Origin of the sequence: Solwaraspora sp. WMMA2056 (assembly GCF_030345095.1) — a bacterium.
In the GTDB taxonomy this organism is placed as follows: domain Bacteria; phylum Actinomycetota; class Actinomycetes; order Mycobacteriales; family Micromonosporaceae; genus Micromonospora_E.
In genome coordinates, this window is record NZ_CP128360.1 from 5,912,011 (window position 1) to 5,929,598 (window position 17,588).

21 protein-coding genes are annotated in these 17,588 nt (G+C 71.9%); 5 read left to right on the forward strand and 16 right to left on the reverse strand.

From position 1 onward, the window contains the following. Positions 1–14 precede the first annotated feature (14 nt). The 4 genes from pyrH to O7608_RS26785 form a co-directional block, all read right to left on the reverse strand. Positions 15–782 carry a UMP kinase gene (pyrH, locus tag O7608_RS26770; RefSeq protein WP_289207205.1) on the reverse strand — a complete coding sequence of 256 codons (768 nt, stop codon included), beginning with the start codon at positions 780–782 and terminating at the stop codon, positions 15–17. Positions 783–943: 161 nt separating this feature from the next. Further along, positions 944–1,774, reverse strand: a complete 831-nt coding sequence (gene tsf, locus O7608_RS26775; protein ID WP_289207206.1) for a translation elongation factor Ts — start codon at positions 1,772–1,774, stop codon at positions 944–946. A 39-nt stretch (positions 1,775–1,813) separates the two neighbouring features. Further along, positions 1,814–2,659: a 30S ribosomal protein S2 gene (gene rpsB / locus O7608_RS26780; protein ID WP_289207207.1), complete on the reverse strand. Its 846-nt coding sequence runs from the start codon at positions 2,657–2,659 to the stop codon at positions 1,814–1,816. A 316-nt stretch (positions 2,660–2,975) separates the two neighbouring features. Further along, positions 2,976–3,935 (reverse strand): hypothetical protein, encoded by a 960-nt coding sequence (locus tag O7608_RS26785; RefSeq protein WP_289207208.1) that lies wholly within the window; start codon positions 3,933–3,935, stop codon positions 2,976–2,978. 301 nt (positions 3,936–4,236) lie between these two features. Here O7608_RS26785 and O7608_RS26790 point away from each other — a divergent pair, with 301 nt between their 5' ends. The 5 genes from O7608_RS26790 (at position 4,237) to O7608_RS26810 (ending at position 9,717) form a co-directional block, all read left to right on the forward strand. Then, positions 4,237–4,599 carry a YraN family protein gene (locus O7608_RS26790; protein WP_289207209.1) on the forward strand — a complete coding sequence of 121 codons (363 nt, stop codon included), beginning with the start codon at positions 4,237–4,239 and terminating at the stop codon, positions 4,597–4,599. A gap of 130 nt (positions 4,600–4,729) precedes the next feature. Then, a complete protein-coding gene (locus O7608_RS26795; RefSeq protein WP_289207210.1) occupies positions 4,730–6,247 on the forward strand; it encodes a YifB family Mg chelatase-like AAA ATPase in 1,518 nt (505 codons plus the stop codon). Continuing rightward, positions 6,247–7,479, forward strand: a complete 1,233-nt coding sequence (dprA, locus tag O7608_RS26800; protein ID WP_289207211.1) for a DNA-processing protein DprA — start codon at positions 6,247–6,249, stop codon at positions 7,477–7,479. Before O7608_RS26795 ends, dprA begins: the two co-directional genes overlap by 1 nt. Before the next feature lie 53 nt (positions 7,480–7,532). Further along, positions 7,533–8,477, forward strand: coding sequence for a tyrosine recombinase XerC (locus O7608_RS26805; protein ID WP_289207212.1), 945 nt, complete (start codon positions 7,533–7,535; stop codon positions 8,475–8,477). Between the two features lie 37 nt (positions 8,478–8,514). Next, entirely contained in the window at positions 8,515–9,717 is a 1,203-nt protein-coding gene (locus O7608_RS26810; protein ID WP_289207213.1) for an aminotransferase class V-fold PLP-dependent enzyme, read from the forward strand. A 24-nt stretch (positions 9,718–9,741) separates the two neighbouring features. On the opposite strand, the gene O7608_RS26815 is transcribed toward O7608_RS26810, so the two are convergent. The 12 genes from O7608_RS26815 to O7608_RS26870 form a co-directional block, all read right to left on the reverse strand. Then, positions 9,742–10,272, reverse strand: coding sequence for a peptidoglycan DD-metalloendopeptidase family protein (locus O7608_RS26815; RefSeq protein ID WP_289207214.1), 531 nt, complete (start codon positions 10,270–10,272; stop codon positions 9,742–9,744). A 140-nt stretch (positions 10,273–10,412) separates the two neighbouring features. Then, positions 10,413–10,736: a DUF2469 domain-containing protein gene (locus O7608_RS26820; RefSeq protein WP_123604412.1), complete on the reverse strand. Its 324-nt coding sequence runs from the start codon at positions 10,734–10,736 to the stop codon at positions 10,413–10,415. Beyond that, positions 10,733–11,548 (reverse strand): ribonuclease HII, encoded by an 816-nt coding sequence (locus tag O7608_RS26825; protein ID WP_289207215.1) that lies wholly within the window; start codon positions 11,546–11,548, stop codon positions 10,733–10,735. The genes O7608_RS26820 and O7608_RS26825 overlap by 4 nt, the downstream gene beginning before the upstream one ends. Next, on the reverse strand, positions 11,542–12,060 hold the full coding sequence (locus tag O7608_RS26830) for an NUDIX hydrolase (RefSeq protein WP_502959146.1): 519 nt from the start codon (positions 12,058–12,060) through the stop codon (positions 11,542–11,544). The genes O7608_RS26825 and O7608_RS26830 overlap by 7 nt, the downstream gene beginning before the upstream one ends. A 45-nt stretch (positions 12,061–12,105) precedes the next feature. Then, positions 12,106–12,738 carry a signal peptidase I gene (lepB, locus tag O7608_RS26835; RefSeq protein ID WP_289207216.1) on the reverse strand — a complete coding sequence of 211 codons (633 nt, stop codon included), beginning with the start codon at positions 12,736–12,738 and terminating at the stop codon, positions 12,106–12,108. Next, positions 12,735–13,583 (reverse strand): signal peptidase I, encoded by an 849-nt coding sequence (gene lepB / locus O7608_RS26840; protein ID WP_289211049.1) that lies wholly within the window; start codon positions 13,581–13,583, stop codon positions 12,735–12,737. Before lepB (O7608_RS26840) ends, lepB (O7608_RS26835) begins: the two co-directional genes overlap by 4 nt. Positions 13,584–13,918: 335 nt before the next feature. Continuing rightward, on the reverse strand, positions 13,919–14,275 hold the full coding sequence (gene rplS / locus O7608_RS26845) for a 50S ribosomal protein L19 (RefSeq protein WP_289207217.1): 357 nt from the start codon (positions 14,273–14,275) through the stop codon (positions 13,919–13,921). 140 nt (positions 14,276–14,415) lie between these two features. Further along, a complete protein-coding gene (gene trmD, locus O7608_RS26850) occupies positions 14,416–15,234 on the reverse strand; it encodes a tRNA (guanosine(37)-N1)-methyltransferase TrmD (protein WP_289207218.1) in 819 nt (272 codons plus the stop codon). Between the two features lie 21 nt (positions 15,235–15,255). Further along, a complete protein-coding gene (rimM, locus tag O7608_RS26855) occupies positions 15,256–15,882 on the reverse strand; it encodes a ribosome maturation factor RimM (protein ID WP_289211050.1) in 627 nt (208 codons plus the stop codon). A 2-nt stretch (positions 15,883–15,884) separates the two neighbouring features. Continuing rightward, on the reverse strand, positions 15,885–16,145 hold the full coding sequence (locus tag O7608_RS26860) for an RNA-binding protein (protein WP_282229644.1): 261 nt from the start codon (positions 16,143–16,145) through the stop codon (positions 15,885–15,887). Continuing rightward, entirely contained in the window at positions 16,120–16,599 is a 480-nt protein-coding gene (gene rpsP, locus O7608_RS26865) for a 30S ribosomal protein S16 (RefSeq protein WP_289207219.1), read from the reverse strand. Before rpsP ends, O7608_RS26860 begins: the two co-directional genes overlap by 26 nt. Positions 16,600–16,829: 230 nt before the next feature. Beyond that, positions 16,830–17,501: a ribonuclease FAU-1 family protein gene (locus O7608_RS26870; protein ID WP_289207220.1), complete on the reverse strand. Its 672-nt coding sequence runs from the start codon at positions 17,499–17,501 to the stop codon at positions 16,830–16,832. Positions 17,502–17,588 lie beyond the last annotated feature (87 nt).

Sequence of the window (17,588 nt, forward strand, 5' to 3'; positions counted from 1 at the left end):
GGCGGACCGGTCGGTCAGGTCGTGATCAAGGTACCGATGCGTTCCCCGGCGACCGCGCGCACGATCGTGTCGTCGCCCTGCGCACCGAAGACCAGCATCGGCAGGTCGTTGTCCATGCAGAGGCTGAAGGCGGCGGCGTCGGCGACCCGCAGACCACGTCGCAGCGCCTCGGCGAAGGTCACGGTGTCCAGCTTGCGGGCAGTGGGATCGGTCCGCGGATCCGCGGTGTACACCCCGTCCACCCCGTTCTTGCTCATCAGGACGACGTCGGCGTGAATCTCCAGCGCCCGCTGGGCGGAGACCGTGTCGGTGGAGAAGTACGGCATCCCGGCGCCGGCACCGAAGATGACCACCCGGCCCTTCTCCAGGTGCCGGATCGCCCGCAGCGGAATGTACGGTTCGGCGACCTGGGCCATCGTGATCGCGCTCTGCACCCGCGTCTCCACGCCTTCCTTCTCCAGGAAGTCCTGCAGCGCGAGACAGTTCATCACCGTGCCGAGCATGCCCATGTAGTCGGCACGGGCCCGGTCCATGCCGCGTTTCTGCAACTCCGCGCCGCGGAAGAAGTTGCCGCCGCCGACCACCACCGAGACCTGGACCCCCAGCCGGGAGACGGTCGCGATCTGCCGGGCGATGTCCTGGACGACGTCCGGGTCGACGCCGATCGCCCCACCGCCGAAGACCTCACCGGACAGCTTCAGCACCACCCGCCGGGAACGCCCCGGCGGCGGTGCCGTGGGGTCGTCCGCCGCGAGCGGGCTCCCACTCGTTGCCTGCGTCATCCGACCCGCCCTTCCCTAGCTGAGCCCACCCTACGGAACGAGGAGGCCGTGGTGCCTGTCACGTACACCAACGGCCTCCTGCGTCGATCGTGCTACCGGTCCTGGCGGGTGGTCGCCGTACCTGCGCCGTGACCCGGCGGGCCGACGACCACCGCCGTGGCTCAGGCCTGCCCGACCTCGAACCGGACGAAGCCGGTGAGGTCGATGCCTGCCTCGGCGACGACCTGCTTGACGGTCTTCTTGTTGTCGGCGACCGAGGCCTGCTCCAACAGGACGAAGTCCTTGAAGAAGGCGTTCACCCGGCCCTCGATGATCTTGGGCATCGCCGCTTCCGGCTTGCCCTCCTCGCGGGCCGTCTGCTCGGCGATCCGCCGCTCCGACTCCACGGTCTCGGCGGGCACCTCGTCGCGGGTGAGGAAGCGCGGCCGCATCGCGGCGATCTGCATCGCCACACCCCGGGCGTCGGCGTCGGCGGCCTCGTCGGTCTTACCGGCGTACCCGACCAGCACACCGACCTGCGGCGGCAGGTCCTGCGCCTTACGGTGCAGGTAGACCGCGATGGTGCCGTCGAGGCGGGCGAACCGGTTGAGCACCAGCTTCTCGCCGATCTTGGCCGACTGCTCCTGTACGGCGTCGGCCACCGACCGACCGTCGGCCAGGGTGGAGCCGAGCAGCGATTCGGCGTCGGTCGCCTTGATCTGCTCACCGTGCTCGACGAGGAGCTGGGCGAACTCGATGAAGTCGGTGTTCTTGGCGACGAAGTCGGTCTCGCAGTTGAGCTCCAGCAGGGCCGACCCGGCGTGGGCCACCAGGCCGTTGGCGGCGGTACGCCCGGCCCGCTTGCCGACGTCCTTGGCACCCTTGATCCGCAGGATCTCGACGGCCTTGTCGACGTCGCCCTCGGCCTCCTGCAGCGCCTTCTTGCAGTCCATCATGCCGGCGCCGGTGAGGTCGCGGAGCTTCTTGACGTCCGCGGCGGTGAAGTTGGACATGACTCTCTCTTCGATCTCGTCAGTCGGCTTGGGTGGTCGTCATTCCGCAGCGGCAGTGGCGGGAGCAGGAGCGGCGGGAGCGGGCTCGTTCTCCTTGTTGGCCGGGCCTTCGAGCAGCTCACGCTCCCACTCGGGCAGCGGCTCGTCGGTGGCGACGGCACCCGGCTCCGGCTTGTCCTCGGCACCGCGCGACTTGCCCGACCGGGCGATCAGGCCGTCGGCGACGGCGGCCGCCACGACCCGGGTGAGCAGCTCGGCCGACCGGATCGCGTCGTCGTTGCCCGGGATCGGGAAGTCGACCTCGTCCGGGTCACAGTTGGTGTCGAGCACCGCGATGACCGGAATGCCCAGCTTGCGGGCCTCGTCGACGGCGATGTGCTCCTTCTTGGTGTCGACGACCCAGATCGCCGCCGGCACCTTCTGCATGTCCCGCAGACCACCGAGCGTACGGCTGAGCTTGTCCTTCTCCCGTGACAGCTGCAGGGTCTCCTTCTTGGTGTAACCCTGCGCGGTGCCGGTCAGGTCGAGCGCCTCCAGCTCCTTCATCCGCTGCAGCCGCTTGTACACCGTCTGGAAGTTGGTCAGCATGCCGCCGAGCCACCGGTGGTTGACGTACGGCTGACCGACCCGGGTCGCCTGCTCGGCGATCGCCTCCTGCGCCTGCTTCTTGGTGCCGACAAAGAGGATGTTGCCACCGTCGGCGACGGTGTCCCGCACGAAGACGTACGCCTTCTCGATGTAGTCGAGGGTCTGGCGCAGGTCGATGATGTAGATACCGTTGCGCTCGGTGAAGATGAAGCGCTTCATCTTCGGGTTCCAGCGCCGGGTCTGGTGCCCGAAGTGAACACCACTTTCCAGCAGCTGACGCATGGTCACGACGGCCATGGTGGGTTTCTCCCTGTTGTCCCTGGTTGTCACGCCGGCCGGGCGGCCAGCGTCCTGGTGCCCGGTCGGCGGTCATGATGGGCCTGAGAGATCAGGACCAGGGAACCGTCGCCCCCACGGCAACCGCCGGGGAGAAGGGCACGCGAGGTCGACCGCGCAGGGCGGTCGCCAGTGTTCGAGTGTACGCCCTGCACTGTGCGCGGACCCCGCCAGCCCGGACCACCAGCGACCACCAGGGGTCGCGACGCCAGCCGGCAGAGCCCACCACCAGGTCCGTCGCTCAGCCGGCAGAGCCGCCACCAGCTCGTCCGGTCACTCAGCCGGCCAGACCGGCCACCAGGAACAGGAACAGACCGACCAGCAGGTACGCGGTAGGCGGACGAAGCCAGGCCTCGACAGGATCCCCCACCTTCGTCGCACCCGTGGTCAACCCGAACATGCCGAGTCCGAAGGCGGGCAGGCCCAGCATCAGCGCCGTACCGGCGACCACCGCACCGGGGCCGGCCGGCTCCGCCAACGCGCCATCGAGCAACAACCGCAACGCCGGCACCTCGAGGATCATCACCAGTACGGCGTAGAAGATCGCCTGCGCGGGCCGCCGGCTGCGGTACACACCGTCGCCGATCAGGCCACCGGACGGCGGACGGCGGCCGTACTCACCGGCGGGTGGCGGCGGCTCGGCCGGCGGCCGTGGGGTCACCGGCGGCATCGGTCCGGTCGGCACGTCGACCGACCCGCGCGGCTCGCCGCCCCGGCCGGTCTCCGCGACCGGCCCTGGGCCGGCCCCGAGCCCCGGTTCCACCGCAGGGTCCGACGCCCGGGACCCGCCCGACGTCCCCGGCGGCCCGCTGGCCGGCTCGGCGAACGGTGCCGCCGACACGGGTGCGGCGAACGGTGGACGCGGCGACGCACCCGCCGGGGCGAACGGCGTGGGCGAGGTCGAGCCCGGCGGCGCGAACGGCGGCGCGGAGACCACCGGCATGCCGTACGGCGGTGCCGAGGACGGCTCGACGGCCGCGCGGCGGCCGGGCTCGGGGGCAGCCCGACGACCGGACTCCGGCGCCGCCCGACGGCCGGACTCGCCGTACCGTCCGCCGAGACCCAGCGGGTCCTCGCCGAAGCGGTCGGTGGTCGGCTCGGCGGCCGGGCCGGTGCCGTCGCGCGATGCCACCGGGTACCGATCCGGGGTGCTCGACTGCCAGGACTGGTCGACGTAGGTGCGCTCGGAGTACCACCGGGGATCGGCGTCCTCCGACTGGTGTGCGTTCGGGTCCACGGTCAGGCACCGTATGCCACCCGTACCACCCGCGCCACCCGGACCCCCGTCGCGCCCGCACCCCCGACGACCCCGAGTCGGCGCAGATCACGCCGGTCGGCGCCCAGACGAACGGGCGCTGATCACACCGGTCGGCGCCCAGACGAACGGGCGCTGATCACACCGGTCGGCGCCCAGACGAACGGGCACGGGTTAGCACATCGGTCCGGTGCCGGCGCCGTTGTCCACAGGCGGCCCCGCTGTCCACACCGGCGGCGTCGACCGCCGACGCCGGCCCCGGTCCGCAGCCATCGTCCGGGGCATGACCACAAGCAGACAAACCATCGGTCGGTACGGCGAGCGTTGCGCGGTCCGGTTCCTGGCCGACGCCGGGCTCGTCATCGTCGACCGCAACTGGCGCTGCCCGACCGGCGAGATCGACATCATCGCCCGGGACGGTGACACGGTGGTGTTCTGCGAGGTGAAGACCCGACGCGGCGACCGGTTCGGCACGCCGGCGGAGGCGGTCACGCCTGTCAAGGCCGGCCGCATTCGCCGGCTGGCCGCCGCCTGGCTCGCCGCGCACCCCGACAACCGACGCCGCGAGGTGCGTTTCGACCTCGTCGCGGTACGCGTCGGCCGCTCCGGCTCGGCCCAGGTGGATCATGTTCCCGCAGCGTTCTGACAGTGGCACGGGCCGGTCCGCCGTACCACATGTCGGGGAAGATCGCCGGACCGTCCACAGGGTCGACAGTTGTCCACAGCCGGCGGCACAACGACCCGCACGGACCGCGCCGGACAGCCACCGTTGGCGGATGAGTTACGCGAAGGTCCTGTGCGTCGGGCTGGTCGGGGTGACCGGACACCTGGTGGAGGTCGAGGCCGACCTCGCCGCCGGGCTGCCCGCCGTCATCATCTCCGGTCTACCCGACACCACCCTGCACGAGGCACGCGACCGGGTCCGCGCTGCGGTCGTCAACTCCGGCCAGAGCTGGCCGAACCGGCGGATCACCGTCAACCTGCTGCCCGCCACCCTGCCCAAGATCGGTTCCGGGTTCGACCTGGCCATCGCCACCGCGCTGCTCGGCGGCACCGGGGAGTTGCCGCTCGCCCCGGTCGACGGTGTCGCCCTCCTGGGCGAGCTCGGCCTCGACGGGACCGTACGACCGGTGCGCGGAATCCTGCCGATGGTGGCGGCGGCAGCCCGCAGCGGCGTCACCCAGGTCGTCGTTCCGACGACGAACGCCGCCGAGGCGGCGGCGGTTCCCGGGGTACGGGTGCGTGCCGTCGACACCCTGCACCGGCTGATCGCCTACATCAGAGGCGAGGGTCCGCTACTGGATCCGCCGGTCACGGCACCGGCTGCCGAGCCCGCCGTGCCGGATCTCGCCGATGTCTCCGGCCAGGCGCTCGGCAAGCGTGCCCTGGAGATCGCCGCCGCCGGCGGCCACCACATCGCCCTGTTGGGTCCGCCCGGAGCAGGCAAGACCATGCTGGCGGAGCGGCTGCCCGGCCTGCTGCCGCCGCTCGACGACGATGCCGCCCTGGAGGTCTCCGCGCTGCACTCGATCGCCGGTGTCCTGCCGCCCGGTGGGCCGCTGCTACGCCGGCCGCCGTTCCAGGCCCCACATCATTCCGCGACCGTCGCGTCGCTGGTCGGCGGCGGCACCGGACTCGCCCGGCCCGGCGCGGTCTCCCTGGCCCATCACGGGGTTCTCTTTCTCGACGAGGCCGCCGAGTTCGCCACCCGGGCCCTGGAATCGTTGCGGCAACCGCTGGAGAAAGGTCGGGTGCTGATCACCCGCTCGCGCGGGGTCACCGAGTATCCGGCCCGCTGCCAGCTGGTCCTGGCCGCCAATCCCTGCCCCTGCGCCAAGCCCGCCGGGGACCAGTACTGCGAATGCCCGCCGACGGTCCGCCGCCGCTACCGCAGCAGACTGTCCGGGCCGCTGCTGGACCGGGTCGACCTGCAGGTGACGCTGCCGCCGTTACGCGCCGCCGAGCTCACCTCGACCGCCGCCACGTCGGAGACGTCCGCGTCGGTGGCGGCCCGGGTCGCCACCGCCCGGGCGGCCGCTGCTCGGCGCTGGTCCGGACACGGCTGGCGGTGCAACGCCATGGTGCCCGGTCCGGCGCTGCGCCAGCCGCCCTGGCGGCTACCGGCGACGCACACCGCCGAACTCCGGCACCGACTGGACGTCGGTGCGATCTCCGCCCGCGGCTACGACCGTGTCCTGCGGCTCGCCTGGTCGATCGCCGACCTCGACGAGCGGCCACGGCCAGACGGCGCCGACGTCGGTGAAGCGATCCAACTACGGACGGGGGACCTGTGATGCCATCGACGCACGACCCACAGAGCCTGGCCCCGGCGACCGGAGCCGGCCCGACCGAGGCACAACTCGCCCGGGTCGCGTTGACCTGGCTCGCCGAACCCGGCAACGAGGCCGTCCACCAGTTGGTGGCCGAGGTCGGTCCCGTCGAGGCGCTCGCCCGGCTGTGTGCCGGACGGGAGCTCGGCGAGGCTGCCCGGGCCTCGGCTGCGGCACGGTTGGCGACCGCCGACCCGATCGAGGTGGCGACGGCTGCCGTCGACCGGGCCGACCGGGTTGGCGGCCGGCTGGTCACCCCGGAGACCACCGAGTGGCCCCGACAGATCGAGGACCTGCGTCGGCTGACCCGCCACGGCACCCGCGCCACGACCGCCGACGGTCCAGGGGTCCGCCAGGGCGCGCCGCCGCTGGCGCTCTGGGTCCGAGGGCCGCTGGCGGTCGACGCGGCACTGGCCAGATCGGTCGCGGTGGTCGGCACCCGCGCCCCCACCGACTACGGCCGGCACGTCGGCGGCGAATTCAGCCACGGCCTGGCCACCCGCGACTGGACGATCGTCTCCGGTGGGGCGTACGGCATCGACGCCTGCGCCCACCGGGGAGCGCTGGCCGCTGGCGGACCGACCGTCGCGGTGCTCGCCTGCGGAATCGACCGACCCTACCCGGCCGGCAACGCGGCGATGTTCGATCAGATCGCCGAGACCGGCCTGCTGATCAGCGAGTGGCTGCCGGGTGCCGAACCACTGCGCCACCGGTTCCTCACCCGCAACCGGCTGATCGCTGCGGCCACGGCCGGCACCGTCGTCGTCGAGGCCGGTGCCCGTAGCGGCGCGGCGCAGACGATCCGGCGGGCGCTGGCGCTCGGCCGGGCCGCGATGGTGGTGCCGGGTCCGATCACCTCGGCGGTGTCGGTCGGCTGCCACGAGATCCTGCGGGACCACCCACAGGCCCGGCTCGTCGCCGGGGTGGCCCACGTACAGGAGGAGATCGGCCGGATCGGCGTCGACCTGGCCCCGCCGCCGCGCGGGCCGCAACGTCCACGCGACGCGCTCGACCCCCGGTCGGCCCGGGTCCTGGAGGCCGTGCCCGGTCGGGGCTGGATCGACCTCGACGATCTGGCTGGGCGAGCCGGAGTCGACATCCGCTCCACGATGCGGGCGGTCACCGAACTGCAGACCAGAGGGCTGCTGGCCGGCGCCGACGGGCGTTACCGGTTGCCGCCGCCGAAGCGGGCATGAAACAGACGGCGTGGTGCCTTGACCGGCCGGCTGTCGGCGGCCACGGTCGGCGCATGGGCAGGGACGGCAGGCGGGGTACCGCCGAGCGGCATGCCACACTCCCGGCCGGGATGCGCGACGCGGTGGACTCGTTCGCCCGGCATCTCGCCCTGGTCGACAACCGCTCCACGCACACCGTCCGGGCCTACGTCGCCGACGTCGTGTCCCTGCTCGACCATGCCACCCGGATGGGCGTACGGACACCGGCCGGGCTGGACCTGACGGTGCTGCGCAGCTGGCTGGCCCGCCAGCGCACGGTGGGCGCGGCACGGGCCACGTTGGCCCGGCGGGCCGCCACCGCCCGAACCTTCAGCGCCTGGGCGCACCGCGCCGGTCTCGTCGCCACCGACCCGGGTGCCGCCCTGGCCAGCCCGAAACCGCACCGGCGGTTGCCGGCTGTGCTCCGCACCGACCAGGCGGAGCAGCTGATGCCGACGGCCGACGGCGGCGCCGACCCGCTACCCGTGCGCGACCGGCTGGTGTTGGAACTGCTCTACGCCACCGGTGCTCGGGTCAGTGAACTGTGCGGACTAGACGTCGCCGACGTCGACCAGGGTCGGCGGATCGTACGGGTGCTCGGCAAGGGCGGCCGGGAGCGCACGGTGCCGTACGGCGAGCCGGCCGAGGCGGCGCTGCGCGACTGGCTGCGGCACGCCCGGCCCGAGCTGGTCGGCCCCCGGTCCGGCGACGCACTGCTGCTGGGGGCGAAAGGCGGCCGGTTGCAGACCGCGGTGGCCCGCCGGATCGTCGCGGCGGCGGCACATGCGGCGGGCCTGCCCCGGACCACCCCGCACGGGTTGCGTCATTCGGCGGCGACGCACCTGTTGGAGGGCGGCGCCGACCTGCGGTCGGTGCAGGAGCTGCTGGGTCACGCCGCGCTGTCGAGCACCCAGCTCTACACACACGTATCGGTCGAACGGCTACGGCAGGCCTACCGGCAGGCACATCCACGGGCGTGAGGTCGCCGCCGTGCCGGCGCGCTCTAGGATCGGCAGGATGATCGGTGGCTCGGCACCACCCGTACCGCTGCCCGGCGCACGGATGCTGTTCTCCCTCGACCCGGCGACCGCCTATCTCAACCACGGCGCGTTCGGCGCGGTGCCGGTGACCGTGCAGCGGACCCAGCAGCGGCTGCGCGACGAGATGGAGGCCAACCCGCACCGCTTCCTGACGCAGGGACTGCTGGACCGGCTCGCGCACACCCGCCGGCACCTGGCCGCTTTCCTCGGTGCCGATCCGGACAACGCGGCACTGGTCGACAACGTGACCGTCGCGACCGCGATGGTGCTGCGCACGCTACGGCTGGCCGCTGGCGACGAGGTGCTGCTGACCAACCACGGGTACGGCGCGGTCGCCCTCTCCGTCGACCGGGAGTGCCGCCTGACCGGGGCCGCCCGGCGGGTCGTCGACCTGCCGTTGGCCGCTTCGGCCGCCGAGGTCGTCGAGGCGGTGCGCGCGGCGCTGCGCCCCGGACGTACCCGGCTGCTGGTGGTGGATCAGGTCACCTCCGCGACCGCGCGGCTGATGCCGGTCGCCGGCCTCGTCGCGGCGGCCCGCGACGCGGGGGTGCCGGTCCTGGTCGACGCGGCACACGTACCGGGGATGCTGCCGGTCGAAGTGGACCGGATCGGTGCCGATTTCTGGGTGGGCAACCTGCACAAGTGGGCGTTCGCGCCGCGAGCGACGGCGCTGCTGGTTGTCCGACCGTCCTGGCGGGCCCGGCTGGAGCCGCTCGGTGTCTCCTGGGAACAGGACAGCGGGTTCCCACAGCGGGTCGAGTGGCAGGGCACCCGGGACTACACCGCCTGGCTCGCGGCACCGGTCGGCCTGTACACACTGCGCAGCCTGGGGGTCGACCGGGTACGCCAGCACAACGCCGCCCTGGTCGGCTACGGCCAGCGGGTGGTGGCCGACGCGTTGGGGGTACCCGAGGAGCAGTTGCCGCAGCCGGATGCCGACCAGCCCGGTGCCGCCGCGCTGGCGATGCGGCTCGTCCCGTTGCCCGGTGCGCCGGTCGACGGTACGGCGCAGGCAACCCGGCTGCGGCAGCGTATCGCCGACGAGCTGGCCACCGAGGTGTTGGTGAGCTGGTGGTCGGGGCGGGCCTGGCTGCGGATCTGTGCCCAGGTCTACAACCAGGCCGCCGAGTACGACCGGCTCGCCGAGGGACTGCCGGGGGTGCTGCGCCGGGCCGGTTGACGTTTGCCGTGGACGCGGCCGCCGCTATCCGTGGGTGGGCAGCAGCCGGGTACGTCCGTCGCCGAGCAGCAGCAGCGGATCGAGGTAGCCGCCGTCGTGCTGCCGCAGGCCCCAGTGCAGACAGGCGCTGGCCGGGCAGCCAGGGTGCCCGTCGGCGAGTACGCCGATCGGGGTGCCGGCGACGACGGTCGCGCCGACGGGCAGTCGGGTGTCGACCGGCTCGTAGGTGGTCCGGAACCCGCCGGGGTGGCTGATGCTCACCACGCCCCGGTCGACGATCCGGCCGGCGTGGCTGACCGTGCCGGCACCGGCGGCGTACACGGTGACGCCCGGTACGGTGGCCTGCAGGTCGACGCCACGATGCCCGCGGCCCCAGGGCAGCGATGGCGGATCGAATCGCCGGCTGACCAGGGGCGGCCCGTCCAGCGGCAACCGGAACCGCTCTGCGGTGGTCGGGTTCCCCGCGACCACGGTCTCCAGGGTGGGCGGCATGCCGGCGGGTGGTACGGCGGCGAGGGAGGCGGCGATCAACGCCGCCGCGACGACGGTTCTCATTCCGGCAGGCTGCCGCCGACCTGGCCTACCGGGCAACGCGCGGCACCGGCTACCTGTGGATGACAGGCCGGATGGGGAAAGGACGACGCCTGCGGCAGAATTCTGCTAAAGACGCCGGGCCGGTGTGCGGCGAGCTCGGATCAGCCGCTGAATCCAGAATCTGCGGGTAGTGATATCTCCGGCTTGTCCAACTCTTCGACATTCACGTCTTTGAACGTCATAACTCGGACATTTTTCACGAAGCGTGCAGGGCGGTACATGTCCCACACCCAGGCGTCGTGCATCTCCACCTCGAAGTACACCTCGCCGTCAGAGTTGCGTACGTGCAGGTCGACCTGATTCGCCAGGTAGAAGCGGCGCTCGGTCTCGACGACGTACGAAAACTGGCGGACGATGTCGCGGTACTCCCGGTAGAGCTGCAGCTCCATCTCTGTCTCGTACTTTTCGAGATCCTCGGCGCTCATCGCCATCCGCCTTCCATGACCACATCTTCCCCCAGTAGCGCCGGTTGGCGAAGCTGCTCGTCCAACGCCACGCCGACGGTACCGCGTGCCGGGTCCATCCGCCCCATCGGCTCACGGATGCCGATGTCGGGCACCGGTCGCCGGGCCCGGGGCGGGCGGCCGGACCGGCCGGAGGCAGCGGCGACGTTGACGTACGAGAAGCGGTGCTCGGCGCACGGACCGTGCCGGTCCAGCGCGGCCTGATGATCGGCGGTGGCGTAGCCCTTGTGCTCGGCGAACCCGTACCCGGGGAACTCGGCGTCGAGCTGGACCATCAGCCGGTCCCGGGTCACCTTCGCCAGCACGCTGGCCGCCGCCACGCAGGCCGACACCCGGTCGCCCTTCCAGACCGCCAGACCCGGCACGCCGAGACCGTCGACGCCGAATCCGTCGGTGAGCACGTACTCCGGTGCCACCGACAGCCCGGCCAGGGCGCGCCGCATCGCCGCGAGGTTGCACACGTGCAGACCGCGTCCGTCGATCTCGTCCGCCCCGATGACGACCACCTGGTACGCCACCGCCTGCGCGACGACCGCCGCGTAGACCCGTTCCCGGGCCGCAGCGGTGAGCAACTTGGAGTCGGCCAGGCCGGCGATCTCGCCGCGCCGACCGGGTGCCAGCACCACCGCCGCCGCGACCAGCGGGCCGGCGCAGGCACCGCGCCCGGCCTCGTCGGCACCGGCGACGTGCGCGAAGCCGCGCCGCTGCAGGGCACGCTCCAGCGCGTACAGGCCGGCGTCGCGGCGGACCACGGTCCGCGGTGGAGTCAGCACGAATCACTCCTGTCCGGCAGTCCCCGCAGCACCGTCAACAGCTCCGGCGGGTAGACCCGCTCGGACGTCGCGGCGAGCTCGCCTTCGCTCCACCAGCGATGGGCGTCGATGGTACGCCGCTCAAGTTCGTCGAAGCCGCTGGTGTCGACCCGCCAGGCCGGCACCCGCAGCAGGAAGAACTGCTGCCGCTGGCGGTACCACTGCCCGTCGAAGGGGAACTCGACGGTCTCCTGCCAGACCGGCGCTCCCAACGCGCTCGCCGCGACCCGAAGGCCGATCTCCTCGGCCAGCTCACGGACGGCGCCGTCGGCGGGTTCCTCACCAGGGTCCAGACCACCGCCGGGGGTGAACCAGTAGCGATGGTGCGGCCGCGCCGGATCGTGCCCGCGCAGCAGGAGCACCCGGTGCGCCGCGTCGATCACCAGCACGCGGGCACCCTGACGGTCGCGCACCACCGCGTGCGCCGGGGTGGCCGGCAGCGCCGGGCCCGTCGGCAGGTGCGGGTACGTCACCCGTCCAGAGTAGGAGACCCGCCGGACATTCACCGACGGCCCCGGTCACGGCTCCGGGACGCTGTCGAACGGCTCCGGTACGGTCAGCCAGGTCGCCCGGCCGACCGGCCAGAAGATCGTGAAGGCCCGCCCGACCACGTCGTCCTCGGGGATGGTGGCGACGTCGATGTTGCCGGTACGGTCCCAGTGCTCCAGCGAGTCGCCGGAGGCGGACCGGTGGTCGCCCATCACCCAGAGCCGCCCCGCCGGCACGGTGATGTCGAAGGGCCCGACCGCCGCCGGGTCCTGAATGCCACCTTCGGAGAAGATGTACGGCTCGTCGAGCGGCTCGCCGTTGATGATCAGACGTTCCTCCGGGTCGCAGCACTGCACCCGGTCGCCACCGACGCCGATGACGCGCTTGATGAAGTCCTCGCCGTCCGGGTTGCTGCTCCACTCCGGCGGTGCCCGGAACACGACGATCTCGCCGCGGTCGGGTGAGCGGAAGTGGTAGACGACCTTGTTGACCAGCACCCGGTCGTTGATGTCGAGGGTGTGTTCCATCGACGGGGACGGGATGTAGAAGGTCTGCAGGACGAACGCCCGGACCAGGACTGCGACGAGGACCGCCACACCCAACAGGATCGGTAGTTCACGCCAGAAGGAATTGGGCTTCTTCTCGGTCTGCTCGTCGATCACAACCGGAGCCTACGACGTCTGGCCGGCAACGACCGCACGGAGCCTGAAGCGGCGAGTAGCGGAATCAGCACGGGCAGCACCACCACCAGGTCACCCGATGTGTCCGGTAGGTTCTCCGGACGCTCCACCGCAGCGGGGGTCGCCGTGGACGGTGGCAGGTCGGCGAAGGTCTCCGGCACCGACAGGCCGTCCCAGCGGCCCTGCGGCCAGACGATGACGAAGGCCCGGCCGATGACGTTCTCGATCGGTACCGACCCCTGGCAGCGGGAATCCTGCGAGACCAGCCGGTGGTCACCCATCACGAAGAGGTGCCCCGGCTCGACGACGATCTCGCCGAACTGGCGGGACCGGCACTCCCCCGGGTTGGGGGGTACGTCGAGTGGGGAGTCCTCCAGCACGTACGCCGACTCGTCCAGGGGCTGACCGTTGACGGTCAGCCGGCCCTGGTCGTCGCAGCAGCGGATGCGGTCGCCCGGAACCCCGATGACCCGCTTGATGAAGTCCTTCTCACCGGGTCGGCCGAGCCCGATCAGGTCGCCGATCGTCCGGCCGAGTTTGGCGGTGAACCCCAGGTTGGGGTCCTCGACGTTCTCCGGGACCCAGTTGTTGGTGCCCCGGAAGACGACGACCTCGCCACGAACCGGGTCCCGTACGTCGTAGACGACCTTGTTGACCAGCACCCGGTCGCCGACGAGCAGGGTGTCCTCCATCGACCCGGAGGGGATGAAGAAGGCCTGCAGCAGGAAGGAGCGGATCAGCACCGCCAGGCAGAAGGCCACGACGAGCAGCAGCGGCAGTTCCTGCCACAGCGGCATCTGCCGACGGCGACGCTGCACCATCTGCATGGTGGACCGACTGGGCCGACGGGCCCGTGGGCGTACCGCCGAACCGGAGCCGGTCCGGGCCTCCCGTCGACTTCGCGGTGCGCCACCAGCGGAGGAGGTGCGCCGCCAGGGGTCGAGCTCTTCGTTCGGATCCACGCTACGCATCTCCCCGGTCCCGAGACACGGCGCTACCGCCCACGGCGCCTCTCGTCAGGCGCCACAGGCGGTAGCTCGGTCGACTACCGCCGCCGCAGCGGCTGCCACGGGTGTAGCGCTGCTCATCGGTCACTACCGCAAGGGTAGTTGGCCGAAGGCCGCAGCGGCAGTCCTGGAATCGGGAACCGGGACGAACAGGCTCAGCTGACCTGCTTCTCCCGCTTTTCCTTGATCTTGGCGGCCTTGCCGCGCAGGTCCCGGAGGTAGTAGAGCTTGGCTCGACGTACGTCACCACGGGTCACCATCTCGATCCGGTCGATGGCCGGGCTGTTGACCGGGTAGGTCCGCTCGACCCCGACACCGAAGCTGACCTTGCGGATGGTGAAGGTCTCCCGCAGGCCCGCCCCCTGGCGACGGATCACCACGCCCTGGAAGACCTGGACCCGGGACCGGTTCCCTTCGACGACCCGGGCGTGCACCTTGAGCGTGTCACCGGCGCGGAAGTCCGGGAGGTCGGTCCGCTGCGACTGGGCGTCAAGAGCGTCCAGCGTGTTCATCGCTGCATCCTTGGGCTACTCAAGGCGCACCGGCTCCCGGTGCGCGGATGGATGATTCTGATCCTGGGCGGACCGCGACTGCGCTCCACACGGTCAGGATCCTCGCAGCCGGACGCGCGTGCCCGGCTGCGGCAACCCCACTACTCTGCCATATCCCCGGTCGGTACTTGAAATCCGGCCGTCCGCAACAGCGTAATGTCGTTTTTGTCGAAACTATCGGGTGACAGCTCCGTGATCAGGTCCGGCCGTCTGGCCGCCGTCCGCAGCAGGCCCTGGTCGCGTCGCCAACGGGCGATCCGGCCATGGTCGCCGGAGCGCAGCACCTCGGGTACGTCGTACCCACGCCAGTTGGCCGGCTTGGTGTACACCGGCGCCTCCAGCAACCCGGCCGTGAACGACTCCTCGTCGAGGGACCCGGCGTTGCCGAGCACCCCCGGGATCAGTCGGGTCACCGCCTCCAGGACCGCCAGGACCGCGACCTCGCCGCCGAAGAGCACGAAATCACCGAGCGACACCTCGCTCACCGGCATCCGGTCCGCCGCGTGGTCGATCACCCGCTGGTCGATGCCCTCGTAGCGGCCGCACGCGAAGATCAGCCGGGGCTCGGCGGCCAGCCGCTGGGCCAACGCCTGGTCGAACCGCTCACCGACCGGGGTCGGTACCACCAGGCGGGCCGGTGGCTGGTCCGCCCCGGCCAGCTCGTCCAGGGCCGCGCCCCACGGTTCGGGCCGCATCACCATTCCGGCGCCGCCGCCGTACGGCGTGTCGTCCACCGTACGGTGCACGTCGTGGGTCCACCGGCGCAGGTCGTGCACCCGCACGTCGAGCAGCCCCGCCCGCCGGGCCCGCCCGATGAGCGACAAGTCCAACGGGGCGAGGTAGTCCGGAAAGATCGTGACGACGTCCACCTGCCGCGCCGGCGGCGGCGAAGCCGGGCCTGAGTCAGCGGTCGATGTCACGGTCACCTGTCCGTCGCCCGGTCACAGGTCGAACAGACCCGCCGGGGCGTCGACGACGACCCGACCGCCCGACAGATCCACCTCCGGCACGATGGAGCGGACGAACGGCACCAACGCGGACCGGCCGTCCGGCCGGCGCAGGACCAGCAGGTCGGACGCGGGCGCGTGGTCGATCCGGGTCACCTGCCCCAGGGTCTGGCCGTCCGGTGCGACCGCCGTCAGACCGACCAGCTGGTGGTCGCGGAATTCATCCGGATCGTCCGGGTCGTCGACCTCGGCGCTGTCGACGCAGAGCAGGACGCCCCGCAGGGCCTCGGCGACGTCGCGGTCATCCACCCCGGCGAACCGCACCAGCGGCCGGCCCTGATGCCAGCGCACCGACTCGATCGTGAGCCGGCTGGGCACCTCGAAGCGGACCGCTGCATCCGGCACCGACCCGTCAACCACCGTTCCGTCGGCCGTCGTCCCGTCAGCCGCCGACGACGGATCGGCCGACGGCGGGGCTGCGGCGACCGGCCGCACCGCCGTCGAATCGGTGGTCAACACCGATCCGACGGCGAAACGGAGCTCCGGCTCGTCGGTACGCACCTCGACGGTGACCTCGCCACGGATGCCGTGCGGACGGCCGATCCGGCCGACGATCAGCAGCATCAGTACGAGTCGACGATGTCGACGCGCACCCCGCGGCCGCCGACCGAGCCGATCACCTGGCGCAGCGCCTTGGCGGTCCGCCCGCCACGGCCGATGACGGTGCCGAGGTCCTCCGGGTGCACCCGTACTTCGAGGCGCTTGCCCCGACGGGAATCGACCAGCCGGACCCGGACGTCGTCCGGGTGGGTGACGATCCCCTTGACCAGGTGCTCCAGCGCAGGCCGGAGGGCCATCTCAGGCCTGCTCACCGGAGCCCGCAGCGGCCGGCTCCTCGGTGGCGGTCGCCTCGGCGGCGGGTTCGGCCTTCGACTCGGCCTTGGGCTCGGCCTTCTTCTCCGCCTTCTTGGCCGGCTTGGCCGGGGTGTCCGCGACGCCTGCGGCGGCCTTCGCCTCGGCCTCGTAGGTGGCCTTCCGGTCGGCCCGCTCCGGGGCGACCAGCAGCGGCGGCGGCGCCGGCAGGCCCTTGAACTTCTGCCAGTCGCCGGTCTTCTCCAGCAGACGCTGGACGGCCTCGCTCGGCTGCGCGCCGACCGAGAGCCAGTACTGCACCCGGTCCGAGGTCACCTCGATCAGCGACGGGTGCTCCTTCGGGTGGTAGATCCCGACGAACTCGATCGCCCGCCCGTCACGCTTGGTGCGCGAGTCGGCGACGACGATGCGGTACTGCGGGTTGCGGATCTTGCCCATCCGCAGAAGCCGGATCTTTACGGCCACGGTGTGTTCGCTCCTGTTGCGATCTTCACCAGCCCTCTGGGGCGGTGCGCGGGTGAACGCCGACCGGCACAGTGGGGTTGGGCCAGAGGCAGCTCGGGTGGACTGGATGACGTGCCCGGGTAGAGGGCGCCGGACACGCACCGGATACCAACACGCCATTCTGCCAGACGGTCGGCGGATCGCCACATCCGGTGGCCCCGGTGCGTCGACCGCCGGCCGGAACCGCCCCGCTACCCGCCTAGGGCCCCGCCCCCACCGGCCACCGGTGGCCGGTCCCAGCCGGATGGCAGCGCGGCCGGCGGCTGCCATCCAGGGTCCGGGCGGAAGTCGCACCAGGTGCCGTCGAACGGGAACTCTCCGGCCTCGGCGATCGCGATCACCCGTCGGCCCTCGGCCCGTACCGCCGCCTCGTCGAGGACCCAGTAGTGCTCGGGGAAGGCGAGGCGCTCGACGAACTCCTCCTCGTCCTTCCACGTCCAGCTCAGGTCAGGGCGGACCACGACGTCCAGGTCCTGGTCCACCACGTCGATGCCGGCGAGGTCGTCGTCGGCCCAGCGCACACCTGGCTCCTCGAGGTTGACGTACCAGTTGAGGAACCGTCCGGCGTCGTCGCGGAACCACCAGACCGAGTGGGCCGCGCCGGCCGGCAGGAACTTCAGCACCGGGGGGCCGAGCCAGCAGCCGTGCTTGATCCGGTACGAGCGGGTGATCCACTCGATGAACGGCATGGCCCGCATGCCCCGGCCGTCGTCGGCGACCTCGTTCGCCACCGGTGTGCCCCGGTCGACCCAGAGCAGTAGGCCACGCTCGTCGTCGGCGACGACGCGGGCGGGTCGGACCCAACCGAGCCGACCGCGCCGGACGTTCCGATGCATGATCAACTGACCTGGCGTGAACCGCATCTCGCTCCTTCGCTCACCCTGACCAACGACGACGACCGGCCCGCCGGACCGGTCCGGGCACAGGCGGGTGCGCGACCCCCGGGCCGC